Origin of the sequence: Polaribacter sp. Hel1_33_78, assembly GCF_900106075.1 — a bacterium.
Taxonomy (GTDB): Bacteria; Bacteroidota; Bacteroidia; order Flavobacteriales; family Flavobacteriaceae; genus Polaribacter.
In genome coordinates this window covers 775,655-799,768 of sequence record NZ_LT629794.1, presented here as the reverse complement: position 1 = coordinate 799,768, position 24,114 = coordinate 775,655, and the positions used below count along the sequence as shown (strand labels likewise).

Here is a 24,114-nt window from a genome sequence, read left to right as displayed (position 1 = left end):
TGATACGTTTCTACTATTTAAAATAATTATCTAATTTTTTACTTTCTTTCTCCCAACATAAAACATCTTTTGCTTTCTGTTGATTTTTTTTTATTTCTGACAATAAGACCTCATCCTTCAATAGGTTATTTATTGCTTTTGCTATCGTTTTAGGCTCATAATTATCCACTAAAACACCAACTTTATACTTATTTATAATTCTTGTAATCTCTGGTAGATTTCCGGCTACAATTGGAATTTCTGCATGAATATAATCGAATAATTTATTTGGCAAAGAATATTGAAAACTCAAACCTAAGGGTTCTTCTAAAACCATACCTAGAGTTGCTTTCTTTGTATAATTAAATAATTTATCTCTAGAAACTCTCCCCAAAAAGTGAACTCTATCCTTCATTTTTTCTTGAGCAACAAAGGATTTTAAGTCTTGCTCTACTTTGCCATAACCAATAATTATTAAATCTAAATCATTAATAAATTTTAGCGCTTTTATCATAGGTTTTAAACCTCTTCCAGGGTTTAAGACGCCTTGATACAAAATTGTTTTTTTAGTTGTTGGAAAAGCTACTTCATCAATTTCTAGAATATCTTTTTTTAACGGAATATTTCTGATAACCCCCATTTTATTCTGATATTTAGAATCATAAAACTCAACAATAGATTGACTTACTGTGTATGCATTTTTTACTTTCGGTAAGAAAAAATCTTCTAAGCTCCTCCAAAAGCCTTGTACAAATTTTCTTCCCTGTAATTCTGGCCCTTCAGAAAAAAGTTCATGGCTATCATAAACCAAATTTGTATTTTTTATTTTACTTCCAAAAAAACAAGCAGGTAACGTATCTAAATCATTCGAAAGAACATAATCGAATTTTCTGAAAATTAAATAAAAAAACAACCTAATATTAAACTCCGCGTAGAACAAAAAATTGTTATTGAAAATATGTTTTTTTCTAACAATTTTATACGCTCTTTTTACATTAATTGTATTTGGCAAAACTCTGCCATAAACAACAATTTCGTGACCTTTATTGATTAGATAATTGCATATTTTATGCACTCGGTAATCCGTAGAAATATCGTTAGTAACAGCTACAAAGATTTTTTTATTTTTCAAAAACTAATTGTTTCTATGCTCATTTGTAATTTACTGTGCTATTTCAAATAACTTTCCGGCTTCTACTTTTAGGGTCTTCTGCTTAAATTTCACAATTAATTGGTAATCATGAGTCGCCATTAAAATAGTTTTACCACTTTTATGAATTTCATTTAAGAGCTCCATGACTTCTAACGAAGTTTTAGGGTCTAAATTTCCTGTGGGTTCATCAGCCAAAATTAATTCTGGATCATTTAGCAAAGCTCTTGCAATAGCAACTCTTTGCTGCTCACCTCCGGAAAGCTCAAAGGTTTTTTTATAGTATTGAGATTGCATATCCACTTTTTCTAGAACCTCATTGATTTTTGCTTTAATTTTCTCTTTATTTTTCCAGCCAGTAGCTTTTAAAACAAATTCTAAATTATCAAAAACAGACCGATCATTTAATAATTTAAAATCTTGAAAAACAATTCCAATTTTTCTTCTTAAAAAAGGAATTTCCTTGTCCTTTAACTTTTTTAAATCAAAATCTACTATTGTTCCTCTGCCTTTTTGCAGTCCCAAATCTCCATAAAGGGTTTTCATTAAACTACTTTTACCACTTCCTGTTTTACCGATCAAATAATAAAAATCACCTTTCTCTAGGGTTAAATTTACTTTAGATAAAACCAAATTATCTCTTTGATAAATGTCTGCATTCTCTAAATGTACAACCGTTTTCTTCATAAAAATAGTAGTTTATACAAACTTATATGTTTCTATTGATTTTAACACAATAAAACAGCACAATTCTCAGTTTTGACCAAGAATATTATGAATATTTTTTATAACTTAATCAAACAAATTTAAAAAAAATACGTTTATTACATGATAACAAAAACAATTGTATGCAGTTTCGTTTTGTAAAAAACCATTTTTTATCGTCACTTCTCTTTTTAACGGTTTTTGCTGTATTTTCTCAACAGTCGATTGTTGATGCAAATGTAACTGCGAACTATAACAATGCTTTGAATTTATACAATAACAAAGCCTATGCTGCTGCGCAAAAAATATTTAAAACAGTTGAGGAAAAAACAAAAATAAATTCAGCCTTAAAAGTTGATGCCTCTTATTATAATGCCATATGTGCTATTAAATTGAATCAAACAAATGCAGATAAAAAAGTATTGACTTTTGTTGAAGAGAACCCAACAAGCAGTAAAAAAAATAAAATTTATTTTATTGTTGGCAAGTATTATTTTGCAAATAAAAAAGCTTCACATGCCTTAAAATGGTTCAAAAAAGTAAACAAAGATTTACTTTCTGCAGAAAACCAAAAAGAACTAAATTTTAAAATGGGTTACGGCCTTTTGGTTACCAAAAATTTAATATTAGCTAAAAATAGGTTTTTACCTTTAATAAATGATGCTAAATATGGTAATGATGCTCGATATTATTTTGGCTTTATTTCTTATAAACTAGAAGATTATGGAATTGCCGAATCTACTTTAAAAGAAATAGCAGATAATGAATCCTACAAAGCAGAAATTACATACTATTTATTAGACATTAGCTTTAAGGCAGGGAAATTTGAACGCTGTATAAAAGTAGGAAAAGAACTTTTAAAAACAGTTAGAAAAAAAGATGCTCCGGAAATTTCTAAAATTGTGGGTGAAAGTTATTTTAACCAAAAAAAGTATAAAGAAGCCATCCCCTATTTAAAAGCATATACCGGGAAAAAAGGAAAGTGGAATAATTATGATTATTATCAATTGGGATATGTGTATTTCATGCAAAATGATTTTGGAAATGCAATTAGTTATTTTAACAAAATCATAGATCAAAAAAATTCGGTTTCACAAAATGCTTATTATCATTTAGCAGAATGTTATTTAAATACTGATAAAAAAACGGAAGCTTTAAATGCTTTTAAAACAGCTAGTGAAATGGATTTTAACTTGGAAATTCAGGAAGATGCTGCCTTAAATTATGCCAAATTAAGTTATGAAACAGGTAATCCGTTTCAAAATATTTCTGATATTTTACAAAATTTTTTAAAGAAATATCCGAAATCTCCTTCTTATAAAGAAATTAATAATTTGGTGGTTTCATCTTTTATTCATCAACAAAACTATCAAGGAGCTCTAGATTATTTAAACAAACAGAAAACTACTGACAATTTTGCTTTGGCATCTGAAGTTTCATTGTACAGAGGAATTCAGTTATTTAATGAAACTAAACTACAAGTAGCCCTTTCTTACTTTACAAAAAGTAAGCAATCACTGGATAAAAAAATCAACACAAAAGGAGGTTACTGGGAGGCTGAAACTTTATACAGACTAAAAAATTATAAAGAGGCTATCTCAAAATTCAAAAATGTAAAGAAAAAATTAAAAACCAATATCAAAGAGTTTTCTTTAATTGATTACCATATTGGATATTGCCATTTTAAGCTAAAAGAATACAATAAAGCAATTACTGCTTTTAAAAAATTATTAAAAGTAAATCTTACTCCAAATGAAGTTCAAGATGATGTTTTTATCCGTCTTGGAGACAGTTATTTTGCAACAAGAAATTATGGCGAGGCTATAAAATCTTATCAGACTGTAGTCACAAATCTAGGATCAGGGGCAGATTATGCTCAATATCAAATTGGAATGAGTCATGGTTTTAGAAATGAAAATGATTCTAAAATCAGAGCCTTAAGCAAGGTAGTAAATGACTTTCAAATCTCCTCATTAAAAGATGATGCATTGTATCAATTGGCAAATACATACACTAAAACTAAGAATCATGAAAAAGCACATAGAGCTTACAATAGGCTATTAGAGAAGTACCCCAAAAGCTCGTTCTTACCAAGAGCATTGGTGAGGCAAGGTTTATTGTATTATAGCAATAATCAGAATCCAGAAGCAATTGAACGATTTAAACTTACTGCAAGCAAATATCCAAATACCCCTGACGCAATTGAAGCTGTTAGAAATGCTAAAAACATATATTTAGATGAAGATAATTTTGATGAATATGTTGCCTGGGTACAAACACTCCAATTTATAAATGTATCTCAATCGGAAGCAGAAAACTCCTCTTTTACAATTGCAGAAAGAAAGTATTTTGAGAATAAAAACCATTCTGGAATTATTTTTTCACTAAAAAAATACTTAACTAAATTTCCAAAGGGTCCAAACTTTTTAAAAGCTAACTATTATTTAGCAAATATTTTATTTAAAGAAAAACAATTTGACAAAGCTATTGTAAATTATAACATAATTTTAAAGGCAGGTATAACGCCATTTAGCGAAGATACTTTGGCAAAACTATCCCAAATATATTTAGAAAAACAAAAATTTCAAGATGCCCTGCCCCTGCTAGAAAGATTAGAAAAAGAGGCCTATACAATTGAAAATATACAGTTTGCACAAAGTAACCTAATGAAAGGTTACTATGAAACTCAAGCATACATAGCAGCTATTTCTTATGCAAAAAAAGTACTTTCTATGAGCTCTGTTAAAAATACTTTAGAGCAAGATGCCATAACTATTATTGCACGCTCTGCATTTAAAACCGAAGATTTTGTTATGGCTGAAGAATATTATACCGAGCTAGAAAAAAATGCAATTGGTGCCTTAAAAGCAGAAACTTTATACTACAATGCCTTCTTTAAAAATCAACAAAAAGAATATATCGCATCCAACAAAGTTGTGCAAAAATTAATCGCAGATTATTCCACTTATAAATATTGGGGAGTAAAAAGTTATGTTATCATGGCTAAAAACTATTACAGTTTAAAAGATGCTTACCAAGCAACCTTTATTTTAGAAAACGTAATTAAAAACTTTACTCAATTTAAAGACCTCATAAATGAAGCGCAATTAGAGCTTAATCGTGTAAAAGAAAATGAAGCGAAGACTAATAATTCTATAATCCCTAAAAATTAAAATAAATGAAAAAAGGATTTATACTATTTTTAGTTTTCTCTAGCATTTTCAATGCCTTTTCTCAAAAGAAATCTACAAAAAAAGCACTTGCTGTTAAAATGGATACAGTTAAAACTGAGGTTGTAGAAGTAATCACAAAATACAATCCCCAAATTGCAGATGCCTCAAAAATTAAAAAAAATCCTACCATCACATTATTAGATCAAAGTAAAAAGAAAAAATTAAGCTATACTATTTTTTCTGCTCCTGTGGCCTCTACGTTTGTTCCTAAAAGTGGGGTTGTAAAAAGTATTGAGGTCGGCGTAAAAGAGCGTATTTACAACAATTATGTAGCCTTAGGATTTGGCAATTATACATCTCCATATTTAGAGGGTTATGTAAATAGTAGTACTCGTTTTGATAGTGAATTTGGTTTGTATGCAAAATATACTGCTTCTTTAGACAATATAGAAAACACTATTCTAAATAGTAATTTTTCGAACTTTTTAACAACTATATTTTACAAAAAAGAAGAGCGTTATTTTGACTGGAAAGTAAGCTTAGAGGCCGAAAGAAAAGTATACAATTGGTATGGATTACCAAATATTAATTTTACTCAAAACACTTTAAACTTAATTAATGAAAATCAGGCTTATAATCTTCTTAATACTAAAGGAGAAATTGATTTTTTAGACGCTTACATAGACAAAAGTACAATTTCCGTTTCTTATTTTTCTGATGCCTTTCGCAGTCAAGAATTCTTAATGAATTTTAATACAGCCTTAGATATACCCCTGGATTATATTTACAGTAAACTCAATGGTCTCAATATAAATACGGGTATAGAATTTTTAAAAGGTAAATTCACTAATGAGTATGCAAATCAAAATAAATTAAATTATGCCATTTTTACGGCAAAAATAAAACCCGAATATAAAACTACTATAAGTGGCTTTTCTTTAAAATTAGGAACAAAAATTTTTGGTTCTTTTGATACTGAAAATAGTGTAAATAATTTTTTAATTTATCCAGACATTCACATTCGTAAACCAATTATCAAAGAGTATTTAAATATTTATGGAGGAATTTCTGGCGACTTAAAAACAAATACTTATCAAGGTTTCGTAGAAGAAAACCCTTATATTTCTCCTACTATATTTATGACGCAAACTTCAGAAAAATACAATGCTTTCTTAGGTTTAAATGGATTGATTAATAATACTATTAGTTTTAATATTTCTGCAAGTATAAAAGACCAAGAGGACGCTCCTTTGTTTTTAAGAAACAATTCAAAATCTGATGGAACGAACTATACTGTGAATGGAGTTCCTTTAAAAGGTTATGAATACGGCAACTCATTTAATGTAGTGTATGATGATATAAAAACAACTTCATTTTCTGCAGAAATAACCTATAATTTCACAAAGAGAATTACGTTTTCAACCAACATTCAGTTCGATAACTTTGAATTAAAAAATCAATCAAAAGCATGGAACTTCCCTACTTTACAAGCATACTTCATTGGAAAGTACAAGAATAATAAATGGTATGCAACAACGAATATTTTTTATATAAATGAGAGGGAGGACCTTTTATATAGCGCTTCGTTTCCATCAACTACAAATGGCTTTCAAACCTTAGAATCTTTTGTGGATGTAAACGTGCATGGAGGGTATCATTTTAATGACAAATTTTCTGCATTCTTAAAAGTAAACAATATTTTCAACAATAATTATCAACGTTTCGCCAACTTTACTGTACAAGGTTTTCAGGCCTTAGTTGGTATCACTTACAAGTTTGATTTCTGATAGTTTTCTCGAGACTTGTTTTAGTATATTTACAAAATGCTACTATACTATTTAATGATTGCCTTACAAGTGTTTTGCATGTATCATGTATATAAAAATAAGAGTAACTATTACTGGTACTTTGTCCTTTTTTTCATCCCTTTAATTGGCTCTATTATATACTTATTCACAAATGTCTTTAATAGAAAAGACATCACAGTGATCGCTCAAGAAATCACCACTGTAATAAACCCGACAAGGAAAATTAAAGCTTTAGAGAAAGAATTAGATTTTTCTAACACTTTTCAAAATAAAATAAATTTAGCTGATGTTCATCTTGAAAATAAAGATTTTGAAAATGCCATTATTTTTTATGAAAAAGCTCTAGAAGCTAATTTTAAAAACGATCCTCATACTTTAAATAAATTGATTCATTGTTATTATAAAACAAGTAATTTTGACAAGGTCATTGAATATGCCAACAAAATAAATTTAGATAAAAATTTCAAAGAATCTCTGTACTTCTATGGATTAGCGTTAGAACAAAAAGAACAATTTACGGAAGCTGAATTTCAACTAAGAAAAATTGATAAAAGATTTTCTAACTACCCGGAAAGACTAGAGTTCTCAAAATATTTAATACGAAGAAATAAAAAGGAGGATTCCAAAGAAATCTTAACCGAAATTATTTCTGAAATCACATCAATGACAAAAGCAAATTCGAAAAAATATCGAAATATCTTTATTGAAGCTGAGAAAATATTAAACGAACTCCAAAGCTTCTAAAAAATAATTATTGTTGATATTACATCCTTTCTTCACAGAATAAAATTTAAAAATAATAACAAAATAATTTTATAGACCCCATCAAAATAGTAAATTAAACCCACCTCATACGAAGTAACATTTCTTAATTGGAGAGCTTTGCGTCCTTAAATTCTAATACATTTTCAAAGTGAATAGTTTCTCGTTTCATTTTTGTAGCTTTATAAAATCTAAAACGAACTACAAAATGAAAAATATATTACTCTTTATATCTATTTCTTTGCTTCTTGCATCATGCACTCCTAAACAAAAAAAACTAATCAATTCAGAGAAATTATCTTCTGAAGAAAAAATTGATTCTACTAATATTAAAAGCCTTTTTAATAGTGCATTAACTGATGGTAAATCTTATGAATGGTTGCGCGATTTAACTCAAAATATTGGGGGACGTTTATCTGGATCACCAGAAGCTGATAAATCAGTAATTTGGGGAGAAAAGCTAATGAAAGAAGTAGGTTTAGATTCCGTTTGGCTGCAGCCAGTTATGGTTCCACATTGGGTTAGAGGCGAAAAAGAAGTAGCAAACTATACCACAAACGGAGTTCAAAAAGATGTGCCAATTTGTGCATTAGGCTTCTCAGTAGCAACCCCAAAAGCAGGAGTTTTAGCAGAGGTTATTGAAGTAAAAAGTTTAGCAGAAGCAGAAGCTTTAGGAAATAAAATGAAAGGAAAAATAGTGTTTTTTAATCGTCCTTTTGACGACACCCTAATTAACACCTTTAAAGCTTACGGAGGTTGCGTCGATCAACGTGTAAATGGTGCTGCAGTTTGCGGGGAATTTGGGGCAAAAGGAGTTATTGTGCGTTCGATGACAAATTCTGTAGATGATTATCCTCATACAGGCACCATGAGCTATGGAGACTTATCCCAAGAAAAACACATTCCAACTGCAGCCATTAGTAGCAGAGCTGCTAATATTTTAAGTACTGATTTAAAACAAAATCCGACTTTAAAATTTTACTTTAAACAAAGTTGTGAAACCTTACCAGATGCACCTTCTTTTAATGTTGTTGGCGAAATTAGAGGAACTGAAACTCCAGAAAACATTGTTGTAGTTGGTGGTCATTTAGATTCTTGGGATTTAGGAGATGGAGCTCATGATGATGGCACCGGAATTGTACAATCTTTAGAAGTTGCTTATTTGTTTAAAAAAAACAACATCAAACCTAAAAACACGTTGAGAGTTGTCTTTTTTATGAACGAAGAAAACGGAACGAGAGGCGCAAAAAAATACGCAGAATTGGCAAAATTCAATAAAGAAAATCATATTGGAGGGTTAGAATCTGATGCCGGAGGTCATACTCCTAGGGGATTTTCTATAGATGCAAATACGGTTAACACCAAACTATTACAAAGCTGGAAAAAACTATTATCTCCTTATGGATTACATGATTTAGATAAAGGTGGTTCCGGTGCAGATATTGGTCCTTTAAAAGGAGATGATGTAACATTAGTAGGTTACAGGCCAGATTCTCAGCGTTATTTTGATTATCATCATACTAGTACAGATACTTTTGATAAAGTCAATAAACGTGAACTAGAATTAGGAAGCGCTTCCATGGTGAGTATTATTTATTTAATGGATAAATATCTATATGCTGACGCTCCCGTAAAACCTTAATTTAATGAGTATTTTAACCCTAATTCTTAGAATTATTTTTGGAGTGTTTTTTGCCTATGCCGGGTTCATGCATTTCAAAAAACCGAATTTTTTTAATGGATTTATTCCAAATTTCTTACCAAAACTCGCGGTAAACTATGTATTTGGCTTTATAGAGTTCATATTAGGAATTGGCTTATTTTTTAATCAAACAGTAAAAAACTCAGCATTAGGAATTTTTATTTTAATGATGCTGTTTTTACCAATTCATATTTGGGATTTCACAAAAAAACAACCCGTAATTGGTTCTAAAAAACTAGCTTTTATTAGAATTCCAATTCAATTTTTATTAATGTATTTATCATATTTAATATACATACACACATGAAAAACCTAGTATTACTTGTACTATTTTTAACTTCATTTTTCTCTTGTGAAAAAGAAAAAGTAGACCTCATTGTTCTCAATTCAAACACCTATACTGTTAACGAAAAATTTGATAATGCAGAATCATTTGCCATCAAAGACGGGAAATTTGTTGCAGTTGGAAGTGCTGAAGAGATACATGCTCAATATACATCAGAAAATCTAATTGACGCAAAGGAGCAGACCATTATTCCTGGTTTAATTGATGCACATTGCCATTTTTACAGAATGGGTTTACAACAGCAAAAAGTATCTTTAGAAGGAACAAAAAGTTATGAGGAGGTACTAGAGAAAATTGTCGCTTTTCAAAAAGAGAAAAATCTTACTTTTATTTCAGGGCGTGGTTGGGATCAAAATGATTGGGAAATAAAAGAATTTCCAACAAAAGAGAAATTAGACAAGTTATTTCCTACAATTCCTGTCGCAGTTGGCAGAGTTGATGGTCATGCCCTATTAGTAAATCAAGCGGCTATTGATTTATCAGGCATTACAAAAGACACGAAAATTTCAGGCGGAGAAATCATACTGAAGAATGGAAAAATGACAGGTATTTTAATTGATTCAGCAATGGATTTTATTAAGTTTCCTGAAACTTCAAATCAAGCAGCAAAAAAAGGTTTATTGGCGGCACAAAAAATTTCTTTCTCTTATGGCTTAACAACAGTTGATGATGCCGGTTTAGATAGAAACACGATAGAATTAATTGATGATTTACAAGAATCAAACGAATTAAAAATACGTGTTTATGCAATGGTTTCTGCGGATAATCAAGCACAAATTGATTACTACATAAAAAAAGGAATTACAAAAACTAATCGCTTACATGTAAGTTCTTTTAAAGTTTATGGTGACGGAGCTTTAGGCTCAAGAGGAGCTGCAATGCGTAAACCATATTCAGATAGAGAGAATCATTTTGGAGCCTTAATTTATTCCCCTGAAAGATATCAAGAAATTGCAAGACAAATTGCTGCATCAGAATTTCAAATGAACACACATGCTATTGGAGATTCTGCAAATACTTGGTTGTTAAAAACCTATAAAGATGTTTTAAAAGATGTTAAAAATAGACGTTGGCGTATTGAACATGCTCAAATTATTTCTGATGGAGATTTTGATAAATTTGATAATATTATTCCCTCTGTGCAACCAACTCATGCAACTTCAGATATGTACTGGGCAGAAGATAGAATTGGAAAAGAGCGGATGAAGGGAGCTTATGCTTTTAAAAAATTATTAAATAGATATGGTAAAATTGCTTTAGGAACCGATTTTCCTGTAGAACAAGTCAATCCATTTTTAACATTTTATGCGGCGACCACGAGAAAAGACATTAACAACTATCCAGAAAGTGGTTTTCAAATGGAAAATGCTCTAAGTAGAGAAGAAACCTTAAAAGGGATGACTATTTGGGCGGCATATTCCAATTTTGAAGAGAAAGAGAAAGGTTCAATAGAAGTTGGTAAGTTTGCTGATTTTGTAATCTTGAATCAAGATATAATGCAAGTTAACGGAAACGAAATTCCAAAAACAAAAGTAGTGTCAACTTATGTAAATGGAGAAAAGGTTTATTAAAATAATCAAAGTATATTCGCTTAAATTTAAAAACTACAAAATGAAATCATCCCTATATCTATTATTGTCAATATTTGCGTTTCTTTCTTGTTCTGATAATGACTCTAATTTTGAGCCTCAAAATGAAACAGATATTTTAAAATATATTAAAGATAATAACCTAGATGCGACAAAAAGTAGTTCTGGTTTATATTATGTAATCGATAATGAAGGCAATGGTGCAAGACCAACAAGCAGTTCAAATGTTACTGTGGCTTACAAAGGATATTTCCTAAACGGCAAGGTGTTTGATCAAAGTAATTCCAGCGGCATCTCTTTTGGATTAAATCGGGTAATTACAGGCTGGACAGAAGGAATAACTTACTTTAAGGAAGGTGGAAATGGTGTTTTATTAGTCCCTTCTAATTTAGGGTATGGACCAAATGGCAGTCGTTCTATTCCTGGAGGCGCAGTGCTAGTGTTCGACGTAAAACTAATTAAGGTAAACTAGAAGAATAGGTTTAAAACTAATCAAAAAGGCGAAACATATTAAGTTGCGCCTTTTGCATTTATGAAATAATTGGTTGTATAAAATCATCAATTTTATCAATACCATTTTCACCTAAATTCTTTATAAAAGCAGAACCAATAATGGCCCCACTCGCATAATTACAAGCAATATTAAAAGTAGATTTATCAGAAATACCAAAACCAACAATCAATTTACTTTTTAAATTCATTTCTTTTATTCTTTCAAAATAGGAAATTTGATTTTTAGAGATAGCACCTTTTGCTCCAGTTATTGAAGCTGAAGCGACTACATAGATAAATGCTTTGGTAAAAGAATCTATCTTTTTAATTCTATCTTCTGATGTATGAGGTGTAATTAAAAATACGTTTGTAAGTCCGTATTTATCAAATAATTCTTGATAGTGATTTTCAAATTCTACCATTGGTAAATCAGGAATTATTAAGGTATTTATTCCACAATCTACGGCTTTTTGACAAAATTTATCTTCACCGTATTTTAAAATTTGGTTTAAATACCCCATTAAAACTAAAGGTGTATTATTGGTTTTTTTAATTGACATTAACTGATCAAAAACAATATCTAAATTAATTCCGTTTTCTAATGCTCTCTGGCTACTATCTTGTATTGTTGGTCCATCTGCTAAAGGATCTGAATACGGTAAACCAACTTCAATAAAGTCTACTCCACTCTTTTCTAAAGCTGAAATTACTTTCGTTGTATCCTCCAATTTTGGGTATCCACAAGTAAAATAAATAGATAATAAGTTTTTGTCTTTTTTCTGAAATAATTCTTGCATCGAATTCATAGCCTACTCTTCTAAATGTTTGATATAAATCTCCAAATCTTTATCTCCTCTTCCAGATAAATTTACCACTACAACCTGATCTTTTTTGAACTTAATTTTTGATAAAACTGCCAAAGCATGCGCGGTTTCTAAAGCAGGAATAATTCCTTCTATCTTTGTTAATTCAAAGGCAGCATCTAACGCCTCTTTGTCTGTTGCATTCATAAACGTTGCCCTTTTACTTTCGTATAAAAAAGCATGCAAAGGTCCAACTCCTGGATAATCTAAACCTGCAGAAATAGAATATGGCTCCTTAATTTGCCCATATTTGTCTTGCATTAAAATAGTTTTACTTCCATGAATAATACCAACTTCACCTAATTGAGATGTGGCAGCACTTTCTCCTGAATTCACTCCTAAACCCGCAGCTTCAACAGCTATTAATTCTACATCTTCGTCATCTAAATAATGATAAAAAGCACCAGCCGCATTGCTACCTCCGCCAACACAAGCAATAATTGTATCAGGATTTTCTTTTCCTGTTTTCTCTTTTAATTGCCATTTCATTTCTTCCGAAATAATTGCTTGCAAACGGGCAACCATATCTGGATGTGGCGCAGGACCAACAACAGAACCAATTAAATAAAACGTTTCTGGATGCTGAATCCAATATCTTATCGCTTCATTTGTAGCATCTTTTAACGTTTTAGACCCACTCGTTGCAGGCACCACTTTTGCACCCAACATTTTCATTCTGGCAACATTTGGTGCTTGCCGCACAATGTCTTTTTCACCCATAAAAACAATACACTCTAATCCCATTAATGCACAAACTGTGGCTGTCGCCACTCCATGTTGTCCTGCTCCAGTTTCTGCAATAATTTTAGTCTTTCCTAATTTCTTGGCAATTAAAATTTGACCAACCGTATTGTTTACTTTATGAGCTCCAGTATGATTTAAATCTTCTCTTTTCAAATAAATAGTAGCTCCGTATTTTTCTGATAAACGTTTAGCTAAATACAAAGGTGTTGGTCTACCCACATAATCTTTCAATAAAGATTTATATTCTTTTTGAAACTCTTCCGACTCAATAATTTGAATATAATTATCCGCTAATTCTTGTACGTTAGGATGCAATAATTCTGGAATAAATGCACCTCCAAATTGTCCAAAATATCCGTTTTTGTCTGGGTGAAATTTACTTTTCATTGTTTCTATTATTCTGTCATCGCTATGAACGAACCAATCTCTATTATTAAAAACAGATTACTTCAGCTTGCTCGTGATGAAGTTATTTTTAAATTCTTTTAATTCTTCTATTTTCTTTACTCCTGGTTCAATCTCAAATTTACTGTTCACGTCTAATGCATAAATTGGCAAATCTGAATTAATCATTTTTTGAACTTCTGGAATGTCTTTTAATCCGATACCTCCGCTTAAAAAAAATGGTTTTTCAAAAGGATATTTTTCTAAAACAGCCCAGTCAAATTGAATTCCATTTCCTCCCCTTTCTTTTCCTTTGGTATCAAACAGAAAGAAATCTACAAACTCTAGGTATGATTTTAAAGCATCGAAATTAAACTCGTCTTTAATCCCAAAAACTTTAATAATTTTAACTCCTTCATTCGAAATAAAGTGTTTATTTTTTTTCTTCTTCTGATGTTTATTTTCTTCAATAAATAAGGCTCTTCTTTCCGCTAATTGGTTTTGTAATTCTTTAACATATTCCGAAGATTCATCGCCATGCAATTGAATCGCATCTAACTGATATTCCTCTACCAAAGAAATTACAATCTCTGAATATTCATTTACAAAAACACCTGTTTTTTGAATAGATTTTGGAAGTTCTGGAATAATACCTTCAAAATTTCTCTTTGATTTTTCATAAAAAATAAAACCCAAGTAGTCAGGCTGCAATGCTGCAACTTGCTCTATATTTTCTACAAATTTCATTCCGCAAACTTTCAGTTTCATACCTATCTAATATGATTTATAAAATTTTGACAAGCTTCCCCTGGATTTTCTTCCTTCATAAAATTTTCACCAATTAAAAAACCTTGAAAACCATATTCTTTTAAACCCATAATAATTCTTGGGTCAGAGATACCGCTTTCAGAAATTTTTACAGAAGTATCCGGAATTTGATCCGCTAATTTTATAGAATTATCTAAATCCACTTTAAAAGTCTTTAAATTTCTATTATTAATACCTATAATTTTATTATCCAAATCATTAATCTTGTCTAAATCCTGCTGCGAGTGCACTTCATATAGAACTTCCATTCCGAAATCTGTGGCAAGGTTTCCATAGTTTTTTAATTCTTCGGAAGTTAAACAAGATGCAATTAGTAAAATAACATCAGCACCAATCGCTTTTGCCTCTACAATTTGAAATCCATCAACAATAAAATCTTTTCTTAAAATTGGCTTTTGTTGGTTGATAATTCTTGCTTCCATCAAATCTGCCATGGTTCCCCCAAAAAACGAAGTATCTGTTAAAATAGATTGTGCTGCAATATTTGCATCTAAATATCCATTGGTAACTTCTGCGATGGTAGCTGTATCGTTTATAATACCTTTGGATGGTGACTGTCGTTTAAATTCCGCTATAATCCCTGTCGAACCAACTTCTAATAAAGATTTTTTCAAAGAAATAACTTCTCTCTTAAAAAGAGGACTTTCAACTAATTTTTTTACCGGAACATCTGCTTTTATCTTCGCAATTTCCTTCTTTTTAAATGCTATTATTTTATCTAAAATTGTCATACTAAGACTTTGTTTTACTACTATTTTTATTTCTAAATTTTAAAAAAAAATAAACTATAATTCCGACAATTAAACCAATAACAGCATGTTTCGTTAAGTTTTTTGTCTGAATACCAACTGCTGCCCCCATTAATAAAAATGCGGGAATAATTGAAATTAAGTTCTTCTTTTTTTTCATTCTAAAGACGTACTAATTTTTCTAAAATTTGTTTTGCTTTTAAACCGAAAAGCGAATCTTTTGCTTCTGAAAAAGCAGTTTCAAAACTCTTGGTTTCATCCACTATTTTTAAAGCAAACGCAGCATTTGTTAACACCACATTATTCTGAGCTTCTGTTCCGTTCCCTTCTAAAATAGTTTTAAAGATTTTAGCAGCATCGGAAACTGAATTCCCTCCAAAAATTTCTGATTGTTGTATTCTTTTCTGTCCTAAATCTTCTGGGTTTATAATTTGTTCTCCATTTTTAGTAAACAATTTAAATCCGCCTGTTAATGATATTTCATCATAACCATCTAACGCATGAACAATACCATAATTGATATTTTCTTCCTGTAAAATATAATTATACAAACGCGCAATTTCCATGTTAAAAGTTCCTAGTAGTTGATTTTTTGGTGAACTTGGGTTTACTAAAGGTCCTAACATATTAAAAAACGTTTTTAAAGCCAATGCTTTTCTAGTTGGTCCGACAGCTTTCATCGCTGGATGAAATTTTGGTGCGTGTAAAAAACAAATATTTGCTTTCTCTAAATGTGCCTTCAAAACACTTTCATCGTTCGTAAATTGATACCCAAAACTAGCTAACATATCTGAAGAACCAGATTGAGAAGACACTGAGTAATTACCGTGTTTTGCTACTTTCTGACCCGTTCCTGCCACGATAAAGGAAGTTAATGTTGAAATATTGAAAGTATCTTTTCCATCTCCTCCGGTTCCAACGATATCAATAGTACTATAATCTGATAAATCTACTTTTATAGAAAGTTCTTTTAAAGCCTCTCTAAAACCCGACAGTTCCTGAACCGTAATTGGACGCATCATAAAAACAGTCATAAATGATGCTAAATGTGCGTCATTGTATTTCTCTGCAGCAATATCTATTAATATTTGTTTTGCTTCAGATTTCGACAATCTCTCGTGATTATATAATTTATTTAAAATTGCTTTCATTATGAATTCGCATTGATAAAATTAGTAACCAATTGCTCACCAACATCTGTTAAAATAGATTCTGGGTGAAATTGAACTGCTGAAATTGGAAATATTTTATGCTCAATGGCTTGAATTAACCCATCTTCATCTCTCGCTGTTACTTGTATTTCTTCTGGAAAACCTTCATCTGTTGCTGCCCAAGAATGATAACGTGCCGCCATAAACGTTTCTGGAACATCTTTAAAAATAATGGCTGAAGGGTCTGCGATCCTCATTTCTGTGGCAACTCCATGAAAAACATCTTCTAAATTAATAATATTTCCTCCGAAAACTTCTGTAATTGCCTGTAAACCTAAACAAACTCCGAATATTGGTTTTATTCCTGCGTACGTTTTAATTACATCTTTTAAGATTCCTGCTTCCTCTGGAATTCCAGGTCCAGGAGACAACATAATCATATCATAGTTTCCTACATCTGCAATACTGATTTCGTCATTTCTAAAAACTGCTGGAAAATTTCCTGTGATTTTTTCCACCATATGAACTAAGTTATAGGTGAAAGAGTCGTAATTATCTAAGATTAATATTTTCATATTCTTATGTTGTGTAATCGTTTAATTGTGGATTTGTTTCATTGTAATCAAATCTCTTTTAAATTTCTCAGCTTGCGTTAAGGATTGAAACGGCATCCTTTTTTTCTTTTTTGGAAAAAAGATATAGTGGAAAGCCTGTTAAAACGCCCTAAATATTCTCTGCTAAAATCAGCGCTTTCTTTAACGCTGCTAATTTATTATTTACTTCCTGTAATTCCTTTTCTTCATCGGAATGGATCACAATTCCCGCTCCCGCCTGATAATACAATACATTATTTTTACTCACAAAAGAACGAATTGCAATTGCCAAATTCACAGAACCATCTAACCCGATAATCCCGACTGCTCCGCCATAAAAACCACGAGTTTGATTTTCATATTTGTCAATCAACTTCATTGCTTTGTACTTTGGTGCTCCACTTAAAGTCCCTGCAGGAAAAGTGTCTCCAACTATTTCAATCGGATTTCCTTTTAACTTCCCAGAAACTGTAGAAACCAAATGAATTACGTGACTGAAATATTGTACTTCTTTAAATACATCAACAGTAACATTATCGGCATGTTTACTTAAATCATTTCGAGCTAAGTCTACCAACATTACGTGTTCTGCAGTTTCCTTTTTATCTGCAGCTAATTTTTTCCCCAATTTAATATCCTCTGCCATATCACCGGTTCTTCTGAAAGTACCAGCTATTGGATTGATGATCGCTTTTCCTTCAGAAATTTTAATCTGTGCTTCTGGTGAAGACCCCATCAACTTGAATGAACCGTAATCGAAATAAAACAAATATGGTGATGGATTTATAGAACGCAATGCTCTATAGACATTAAATTCATCTCCTTTAAATTTTTGTTGAAATTGACGGGATAAAACCAATTGAAAGACATCTCCTCTTTTACAATGCGACTTTGCTTTTCTAACGTAATCTATAAATTCTTCTCCAGTTGTATTTGAAGTTTCTTCTCCTACAATTTCAAATCTCTGTGTATTAAATGCTTGAGCATCTATAATAGTTTGAATTTCTGTAATACGAGATTCCGTTCCTTCTTCAATATTTTCTATTAAGGTCATTTCATCATTAAAATGATTGATAGCGATAATAAAACGATAAAAACTGTATTGCATTTCTGGAATTGCAGAAGGTGCTTTCTTGTTTTTAAATTGAATATTTTCGAAATATTGAACAGAATCGAACGTTGTGTAGCCGTATAAACCATTAAATGATTTTAATTCGGCAGGACAATCTAATGCTATTGAATCTGTGAATTTATCAAATAACTCGTAAAAATTTTTATTGATAGGTTGTTCATCAATTTGTGTTCCTTTATGAGAAACCGAAAACTGATAATTATCTACTTTCATTGAAATAATTGGTTCAATAGCTATAAAAGAAAAACTTTCTTCTTTACTATGATAATCTGAACTTTCCAAAAGCAAAGTATTTGCATATTTGTCTCTGAAACGCAAGTACAAGCCTACTGGCGTAATTGTATCGGCTATCTTGGTTTTAAAAATTGTCTTAAATTGTATTTTTTTCATTTTGATGCTGAATTGAATTCAGTATTTTTATTTGAATGATAAAAATTTATCATAAAAAAAGGCTTATCATGAGATAAGCCTTTTTTGTTATGTTGTATACATATAGGATTGTTCTCACTTATTTTCTAAGAGAGCTCCACCACCAAATGTTATGTTGTTTTTTCATTGAAGTACAAATGTAGCCACCAAATTTTATTTGAACAAATTTTATGCAAGTTTTTTTCTTTAATTTCATCGGTAAATAAAAAACGAGTCATAAATTAGATTTTAAACTACACTTAAAAATCATATTGTCAATATTAGTTTGAAATTATAACTAATTTAAAAAATATGATGTAAAATAACAATAAAAAAACGGTAATTTGCCCTCGAAAACAATTTGTTTGAATTGAATTTACTGAATTAATGAACGCACCAATGATTTACACCATAAATTGTTGGTGTGTTTTCTTTATTTTATACTTTAATCAGAAACAAAACTTTTGTAGTTTTGCCGCCTTAAAGTTTTAATATAAAACTAAAATAAAAAGAAAGATGAGTAAAATTATGACAGTAGACGTATTGTCTAGTATTAAAGGAGCGCAGCCATCTGAGTCTGTAAATAAATTATTTGAAGCCATTAAAAACGCCAATTCAATAAATAATAATTACTTTAATAACAATCATAATAATGCAGTTTCTTTAAATGATTTAAGAGAAGATTGTATAATCGAAAGTTCTCAAATCGAAAAAGAAATTATAATAGAAAACTTTCCAAAAGAAAAGAATGGCTATTTAGTAGTTTCTAAAGTAATAGAAGAATAGTTATGGAATCTCAAATACATAAAATTCATCAGCAATTGGTGAATAAAAAAATTACTTGTACAGCATTAGTGCAAGAAAGATTAGATTTATTAAAATTGAATACTCATAATACCGTGAATTCAATTTTAGATGAAATCGCTTTAAAATTAGCAACAAAAGTGGATGCTAAAATTAAAAACGGAGAAGAAATTGGTTTGTTAGAAGGAATCCCGTTCGGAATTAAAGACGTATTCATGCTGCAAGGTACTTGCGCAACCGCAAGTTCTGATTTATTAAAAAATTACAAATCTCCATATACGGCAACGGCCATTCAAAAATTGCTAGATGCTGGCGCAATTCCATTAGTAAAAGAAAATTGCGATAGCTTTGGGCATGGTTCATCATCTGAAAACACCATTTTTGGAGCTGTGAAAAATGCCATAGACCCTACTTTAGTTGCAGGAGGCTCAAGTGGAGGCTCTGCAGTAAATGTTGCAAAAGACTTCACTGTTTTTTCTATCGGCGGAGACACAGGAGGTTCTATTCGCCAACCTGCAGGTTATAATAATGTTTTCGGTTTTAAGCCAACGTATGGTAGAATTTCACGTTTTGGATTGATGGCCTACGCATCCTCAACAGATTGTGTGGGACCGATAGCAAAATCTATAGAAGATATTAGAATTGTATTGAATGTAATGAGCGGAAAAGACTCCAAAGATCAAACTACAAATCAATCTAAAAGCATCTCACAAGAATCGATTGTGAATGCTGATGATATAAAAACAGTTGGGTATTTTAAGAACTTTATAGAAAATGATGCCATTGATTCAGAAATAAAAACAGCTTTTTTAACCTCCATAGCGAAGATAAAAGCGCAAGGAATTCAAGTAAAAGAATTAGATTTCTTTGAATCAGAGACCCTAGTTTCTGCTTATTACACATTAGCAATGGCGGAAACTGCGTCTAATTTATCAAGACTAGATGGCACAAATTATGGTCATAGAATTGAAGGTGCTAATTTAAAAGAATCGTATTCAATAACGCGTTCAGAAAATTTTTCAGAAGAAACAAAACGTAGAATTGTTGGTGGAAATCAGGTGCTATCTCAAGGTTTTTCTGATGAAATTTATTTAAAAGGATTAAACTTGAGAGATCAAATTGCTGAAAATTTTGAAAAAGATTTCAAAGAAGTGGATGTTATTTTATCACCAGTCACTCCAAACAAACCCCCAAAAATCGGAGAAAGTTTAAAAGATCCTTTGTCCATGTATTTGTCAGATGCGTTTACAGTTGGTTTTAGTTTAGGACAACTGCCAACCATAACTGTACCTCAAGGAACAGCAACAGGTTTACAAATTACAGCTGCAAAAAATAAGGATAAACTCGTTTTGAAGTTTGCTAACTTCTTAAAAGATACGATATAATGGAACTAGAGCAATTAAATAAATTACTACAAGCCCACGATCTAGAGCTAGTAATTGGACTAGAAACCCATGTTCGATTAAATACAAACTCTAAGTTATTTTGTTCTTGTGCAAATCAAGAAATAGAAAAACCTAATCAGAACATATGTTCTGTTTGTACTGGCCAAATGGGAGTTTTACCTTCCCTTAATAAAGAAGCTATTAAGAAGGCTATTTATTTTGGAAAAGCAGTGAAATCTACTTTTAATAATGAAGTGATTTCTTGGGATAGAAAACATTACGAATATCCAGACAATCCAAAGAACATTCAAATTACGCAGTTTCACAACCCCATAATTCCAGATGGTGAAGTTTCTTGTTTTAGAAATGATGGTTCTCAATTTACCGTAAATTTAACGCAAGTTCACATTGAAGAAGATGCGGCTAAATTAATACACGAAAAGAAAGTTTCTTTAGTTGATTTCAACAAAGCTGGAGTTCCGTTAATCGAGATTGTAACAGAACCGTGTATTCGTAATATTGAAGACGCTTCAACATATGCACAATACATTCAGCGAATTGTTCAGAATTTAAAAATATCTGAAGCAAACCTTGAAAAGGGAGAATTTAAGTCTGATGTTTCTGTATCACTTCGTAAAAAACATAGCTATAATTTAAATCCTCGTACAGAAATTAAAAACTTGAATTCGTTTAAGTTTATGGTGGAAGCTTTAAAGGAAGAAATTGAAAAGCAACTAAATTATTATATAGAGAATAGAGAATTTAGACCCGAACAGACTACGGTTTTATGGGATGCTGACTTAAAGCAAACCAAAACGATGCGTACAAAAGAGTTTGAAGCTGATTATAGATTTATTTCTGAACCAGACTTACCTCTTGTAAACATTAAACAAGTTGTAGAAAATATCGAAGTTGATTTAAGCGCGTTACCTTTTGCCGTTGAATCTATTTTGATAAAAGGTGGCGTTTTACCACAAGATGCAAAATTTTTTACCGCAGATTCTTTGCGTTCAAAAACTTTTGTTGCTATTAATAATGTAATCAAAGACCCTTCTTTTGTTGCAAAAACATTAGTCAATAATATTGGGGCAGAGGAATATGCAAACATTCATAGCGTAGCCCACTTAACTGAAATTTTTCAGTTATTTAAGGAAGAAAAAATTACAGCAGTTTTAATCCAAAACGGAATTATAAGTTACTTAAAAGACAGAACTTTTGATTACAAAAAGTACTTTGAAGACAACACAATTTCTGAGGATAAAATCAAAGACGCTGTTCAAAAAGTAATTGCAAAAAATGAGATAATTGCCAACGATATTAAAGCTGGCAACCTTGGTAAAGCAGGAATTCTTGTAGGTAAAGTAATTGCTATTATTGGAAAAGGAGCTTCAGGTAAAGTTATTAGACAAGAAATTTTAAATTCTCTTTCTGATGAAGCTGCAAATGAAAAAGCATATCCTAAGAAAGAACAAACTACAAGGAATGGTGCAAAGCAAAAAACAAAAATAGAAGAAGAAACACTCCCTGAAATTCCAATTATCATAAAAGAAGAATACAGAACACATAAAATTTCTCAGTTATCAGAAAATTCAATTAACGAAGAAATAACTTTGTCAGGTTGGGTGGCAAGTGTTCGTGATCATGGAGAATTAATTTTTATTGATTTACGCGATTCAAGTAACCAAATTTTTCAAGTACGCTTAAGTAGGGAAACGTTTCCTAACTTGGATGAACTTGTAAAACTAAAACCGGAAACTGTAATAATGGTTGCGGGAATTGTAGTTCAAAGAAATGAAGATGATTATAACGCAGGTTTAAGAACTGGTAAAATTGAATTAGAGACAGCTGCTTTAGAAATATTAAACTTATCTAAAACGCTTCCTTTTGAAATAAAAAGAGCGACTAAAACAAATGAAAATGTTCGTTTTCAATACAAATTTTTAGATCATAGAAATGATGATGTTCGAAAAGCAATTGTAAATCGTCATAAAGTAATTAAACTTTTACGAGATATCTTGGACGAAGAAGAATTCTTAGAGATTGAAACACCAATTTTAACCGCAGGTACAGATGAAGGAGCAAGAGAATTTATTGTTCCTACAAGAAAACAAGCGGGTTCTTTTTATACTTTGCCGCAAGCTCCGCAGCAGTTTAAGCAAATGCTAATGGTTGGTGGATTTGAAAAATATTTTCAAATTGCACGTTGTTTTAGAGATGAAGATTCGCGTGGAGATCGTCAACCAGAATTTACGCAATTAGACATTGAAATGGCTTACGCAAGTATGCAGCAAATCATAGATTTAAACACGAAAATGTTTAATGAAGTTGTAAAAAAAATCTATGGTAAAAAATGGATTCTACAACCTTTTGAAGTGATCACTTACAAAAATGCGATGGATAAATATGGTTGTGATAGACCAGATTTACGTTATGGATTGCAAATGCAAGATATTACAGATATTGTAAAAGACACAACATTTCAAGTTTTCAGCAAACCTATTGATGATGGAGGAATTGTAAAATGCATCAAAGTTTCTGCAAAAGAACAAGGAAACAAACGCATGTCTAAAGGTCAAATTGAAAACTTAACTGCCATTGCACAACAAAATGGCTTAGGTGGTTTGGCATATATAATTGTAAATGAAAATGATTTACAATCGCCAATTATTAAGTTTTTAGGGGAAGAAATTGCCGCCAACATTATAATAGCAACTGATGCTCAAATTGGTGATATTGTCTTTTTCTCAGCAGCAGATTATGCAACAGCAAACAAGGCTTTAGATGCTGTTCGCCAAGAAATGGGCCGCATTTTAAAACTAATCAATCCTAAAGAATTACGCCCAGCTTGGGTCGTAGATTTTCCAATGTTTGAAAAAACAGATGAGGGAAGATGGACATTTACACACAATCCATTTTCCATGCCTGCAATCTATGATTTAGAAAAGCACCTGAATGGAGATAGAGAAGAAATTGGAACCATCATTGCTCAACAATATGATTTAATATTGAATGGTTATGAAATTGGCGGAGGTTCAGTTCGCGCGCACAAAGCAGAAATTTTAGAAGCAACCTATAAAAATATGGGGTACAACAAAGAAGAAATGATGAAAAGTGTTGGAACCATGTATAAAGCATTTCAATATGGAGCACCTCCTCATGGTGGAATTGCTTGGGGTGTAGATCGTTTAATGATGATCTTAGAAAAGAAAGCCTCTATAAGAGAGGTAATGGCCTTTCCTAAAACAGGAACTTCTGAAGATTTACTTTTCAATGCTCCTTCTATTTTATCGGATAAAAAAGTAGAAGAAATGAATGTGAAAATTATAAGAAATTAGAGATCATTTCTTTGATTTTAAAAAATAACATC

The 24,114-nt window shown here is 31.0% G+C and carries 20 protein-coding genes; 10 read left to right on the top strand and 10 right to left on the bottom strand.

Annotated features, from left to right (window positions below; all coding sequences use genetic code 11):
• Nucleotides 1-13: 13 nt before the first annotated feature.
• Together BLT88_RS03435 and BLT88_RS03430 are read right to left on the bottom strand one after the other, a co-directional pair.
• A complete protein-coding gene (locus BLT88_RS03435) occupies nt 14-1,111 on the bottom strand; it encodes a glycosyltransferase (RefSeq protein ID WP_036787340.1) in 1,098 nt (365 codons plus the stop codon).
• 30 nt (nt 1,112-1,141) lie between these two features.
• The gene (locus tag BLT88_RS03430) at nt 1,142-1,816 is read right to left on the bottom strand and encodes a cell division ATP-binding protein FtsE (protein WP_036787342.1); all 675 of its coding nucleotides are present in this window, start codon (nt 1,814-1,816) and stop codon (nt 1,142-1,144) included.
• A 161-nt stretch (nt 1,817-1,977) separates the two neighbouring features.
• Here BLT88_RS03430 and BLT88_RS03425 point away from each other — a divergent pair, with 161 nt between their 5' ends.
• The 7 genes from BLT88_RS03425 to BLT88_RS03395 all read left to right on the top strand — a co-directional run bounded on the left by BLT88_RS03425 (nt 1,978) and on the right by BLT88_RS03395 (nt 11,686).
• Nucleotides 1,978-5,007 carry a tetratricopeptide repeat protein gene (locus BLT88_RS03425; protein ID WP_091953012.1) on the top strand — a complete coding sequence of 1,010 codons (3,030 nt, stop codon included), beginning with the start codon at nt 1,978-1,980 and terminating at the stop codon, nt 5,005-5,007.
• Between the two features lie 5 nt (nt 5,008-5,012).
• Nucleotides 5,013-6,794 (top strand): TonB-dependent receptor, encoded by a 1,782-nt coding sequence (locus BLT88_RS03420; RefSeq protein WP_091953010.1) that lies wholly within the window; start codon nt 5,013-5,015, stop codon nt 6,792-6,794.
• Between the two features lie 36 nt (nt 6,795-6,830).
• Complete coding sequence (locus BLT88_RS03415; protein WP_091953009.1) at nt 6,831-7,559, top strand: CDC27 family protein; 729 nt, start codon at nt 6,831-6,833, stop codon at nt 7,557-7,559.
• Between the two features lie 226 nt (nt 7,560-7,785).
• Nucleotides 7,786-9,219 carry a M20/M25/M40 family metallo-hydrolase gene (locus BLT88_RS03410; protein WP_091953007.1) on the top strand — a complete coding sequence of 478 codons (1,434 nt, stop codon included), beginning with the start codon at nt 7,786-7,788 and terminating at the stop codon, nt 9,217-9,219.
• Between the two features lie 4 nt (nt 9,220-9,223).
• On the top strand, nt 9,224-9,586 hold the full coding sequence (locus BLT88_RS03405) for a MauE/DoxX family redox-associated membrane protein (protein ID WP_091953006.1): 363 nt from the start codon (nt 9,224-9,226) through the stop codon (nt 9,584-9,586).
• Nucleotides 9,583-11,196: an amidohydrolase gene (locus BLT88_RS03400; RefSeq protein ID WP_091953004.1), complete on the top strand. Its 1,614-nt coding sequence runs from the start codon at nt 9,583-9,585 to the stop codon at nt 11,194-11,196. The genes BLT88_RS03405 and BLT88_RS03400 overlap by 4 nt, the downstream gene beginning before the upstream one ends.
• Before the next feature lie 40 nt (nt 11,197-11,236).
• The gene (locus BLT88_RS03395; protein WP_091953002.1) at nt 11,237-11,686 is read left to right on the top strand and encodes an FKBP-type peptidyl-prolyl cis-trans isomerase; all 450 of its coding nucleotides are present in this window, start codon (nt 11,237-11,239) and stop codon (nt 11,684-11,686) included.
• Between the two features lie 58 nt (nt 11,687-11,744).
• Here the strand turns inward: BLT88_RS03395 and trpA are convergent, their stop codons facing one another.
• The 8 genes from trpA to BLT88_RS03360 form a co-directional block, all read right to left on the bottom strand.
• Nucleotides 11,745-12,512, bottom strand: a complete 768-nt coding sequence (gene trpA / locus BLT88_RS03390; protein ID WP_036787355.1) for a tryptophan synthase subunit alpha — start codon at nt 12,510-12,512, stop codon at nt 11,745-11,747.
• Nucleotides 12,513-12,515: 3 nt separating this feature from the next.
• Nucleotides 12,516-13,700, bottom strand: coding sequence for a tryptophan synthase subunit beta (gene trpB, locus BLT88_RS03385; protein WP_091953001.1), 1,185 nt, complete (start codon nt 13,698-13,700; stop codon nt 12,516-12,518).
• Between the two features lie 57 nt (nt 13,701-13,757).
• The gene (locus BLT88_RS03380; RefSeq protein WP_172824242.1) at nt 13,758-14,444 is read right to left on the bottom strand and encodes a phosphoribosylanthranilate isomerase; all 687 of its coding nucleotides are present in this window, start codon (nt 14,442-14,444) and stop codon (nt 13,758-13,760) included.
• 23 nt (nt 14,445-14,467) lie between these two features.
• Entirely contained in the window at nt 14,468-15,256 is a 789-nt protein-coding gene (gene trpC / locus BLT88_RS03375) for an indole-3-glycerol phosphate synthase TrpC (protein ID WP_091952997.1), read from the bottom strand.
• Between the two features lies 1 nt (nt 15,257).
• A complete protein-coding gene (locus BLT88_RS14210) occupies nt 15,258-15,434 on the bottom strand; it encodes a hypothetical protein (RefSeq protein WP_172824240.1) in 177 nt (58 codons plus the stop codon).
• Between the two features lies 1 nt (nt 15,435).
• Nucleotides 15,436-16,425, bottom strand: a complete 990-nt coding sequence (trpD, locus tag BLT88_RS03370; RefSeq protein ID WP_091952995.1) for an anthranilate phosphoribosyltransferase — start codon at nt 16,423-16,425, stop codon at nt 15,436-15,438.
• On the bottom strand, nt 16,425-17,000 hold the full coding sequence (locus BLT88_RS03365) for an aminodeoxychorismate/anthranilate synthase component II (protein WP_091952993.1): 576 nt from the start codon (nt 16,998-17,000) through the stop codon (nt 16,425-16,427). The genes trpD and BLT88_RS03365 overlap by 1 nt, the downstream gene beginning before the upstream one ends.
• Nucleotides 17,001-17,148: 148 nt before the next feature.
• Entirely contained in the window at nt 17,149-18,540 is a 1,392-nt protein-coding gene (locus BLT88_RS03360) for an anthranilate synthase component I family protein (protein ID WP_091952991.1), read from the bottom strand.
• Nucleotides 18,541-19,074: 534 nt separating this feature from the next.
• On the opposite strand from BLT88_RS03360, the gene BLT88_RS03355 reads away from it, so the two are divergent.
• From BLT88_RS03355 to gatB/aspS, 3 genes are read left to right on the top strand one after another with little or no spacing between them, the layout of a single operon-like run.
• Entirely contained in the window at nt 19,075-19,344 is a 270-nt protein-coding gene (locus tag BLT88_RS03355) for a hypothetical protein (RefSeq protein ID WP_036787374.1), read from the top strand.
• A 2-nt stretch (nt 19,345-19,346) separates the two neighbouring features.
• The gene (locus tag BLT88_RS03350) at nt 19,347-20,747 is read left to right on the top strand and encodes an amidase family protein (protein ID WP_091952989.1); all 1,401 of its coding nucleotides are present in this window, start codon (nt 19,347-19,349) and stop codon (nt 20,745-20,747) included.
• A complete protein-coding gene (gatB/aspS, locus tag BLT88_RS03345; protein WP_091952988.1) occupies nt 20,747-24,082 on the top strand; it encodes a bifunctional amidotransferase subunit GatB/aspartate--tRNA ligase AspS in 3,336 nt (1,111 codons plus the stop codon). Before BLT88_RS03350 ends, gatB/aspS begins: the two co-directional genes overlap by 1 nt.
• Nucleotides 24,083-24,114 lie beyond the last annotated feature (32 nt).

Bases quoted from the DNA above. Each gene is read 5' to 3' on its own strand.
- gatB/aspS (WP_091952988.1), top strand. From the start codon at position 20,747: ATGGAACTAGAGCAATTAAATAAATTACTACAAGCCCACGATCTAGAG.
- BLT88_RS03415 (WP_091953009.1), top strand. From the start codon at position 6,831: ATGCTACTATACTATTTAATGATTGCCTTACAAGTGTTTTGCATGTAT.
- BLT88_RS03430 (WP_036787342.1), bottom strand. From the start codon at position 1,816: ATGAAGAAAACGGTTGTACATTTAGAGAATGCAGACATTTATCAAAGA.
- BLT88_RS03355 (WP_036787374.1), top strand. From the start codon at position 19,075: ATGAGTAAAATTATGACAGTAGACGTATTGTCTAGTATTAAAGGAGCG.
- BLT88_RS03420 (WP_091953010.1), top strand. From the start codon at position 5,013: ATGAAAAAAGGATTTATACTATTTTTAGTTTTCTCTAGCATTTTCAAT.
- BLT88_RS14210 (WP_172824240.1), bottom strand. From the start codon at position 15,434: ATGAAAAAAAAGAAGAACTTAATTTCAATTATTCCCGCATTTTTATTA.
- BLT88_RS03350 (WP_091952989.1), top strand. From the start codon at position 19,347: ATGGAATCTCAAATACATAAAATTCATCAGCAATTGGTGAATAAAAAA.
- trpC (WP_091952997.1), bottom strand. From the start codon at position 15,256: ATGACAATTTTAGATAAAATAATAGCATTTAAAAAGAAGGAAATTGCG.
- trpD (WP_091952995.1), bottom strand. From the start codon at position 16,425: ATGAAAGCAATTTTAAATAAATTATATAATCACGAGAGATTGTCGAAA.
- trpA (WP_036787355.1), bottom strand. From the start codon at position 12,512: ATGAATTCGATGCAAGAATTATTTCAGAAAAAAGACAAAAACTTATTA.
- BLT88_RS03360 (WP_091952991.1), bottom strand. From the start codon at position 18,540: ATGAAAAAAATACAATTTAAGACAATTTTTAAAACCAAGATAGCCGAT.
- BLT88_RS03405 (WP_091953006.1), top strand. From the start codon at position 9,224: ATGAGTATTTTAACCCTAATTCTTAGAATTATTTTTGGAGTGTTTTTT.
- BLT88_RS03400 (WP_091953004.1), top strand. From the start codon at position 9,583: ATGAAAAACCTAGTATTACTTGTACTATTTTTAACTTCATTTTTCTCT.
- BLT88_RS03380 (WP_172824242.1), bottom strand. From the start codon at position 14,444: ATGAAATTTGTAGAAAATATAGAGCAAGTTGCAGCATTGCAGCCTGAC.
- BLT88_RS03425 (WP_091953012.1), top strand. From the start codon at position 1,978: ATGCAGTTTCGTTTTGTAAAAAACCATTTTTTATCGTCACTTCTCTTT.
- BLT88_RS03395 (WP_091953002.1), top strand. From the start codon at position 11,237: ATGAAATCATCCCTATATCTATTATTGTCAATATTTGCGTTTCTTTCT.
- BLT88_RS03410 (WP_091953007.1), top strand. From the start codon at position 7,786: ATGAAAAATATATTACTCTTTATATCTATTTCTTTGCTTCTTGCATCA.
- trpB (WP_091953001.1), bottom strand. From the start codon at position 13,700: ATGAAAAGTAAATTTCACCCAGACAAAAACGGATATTTTGGACAATTT.
- BLT88_RS03365 (WP_091952993.1), bottom strand. From the start codon at position 17,000: ATGAAAATATTAATCTTAGATAATTACGACTCTTTCACCTATAACTTA.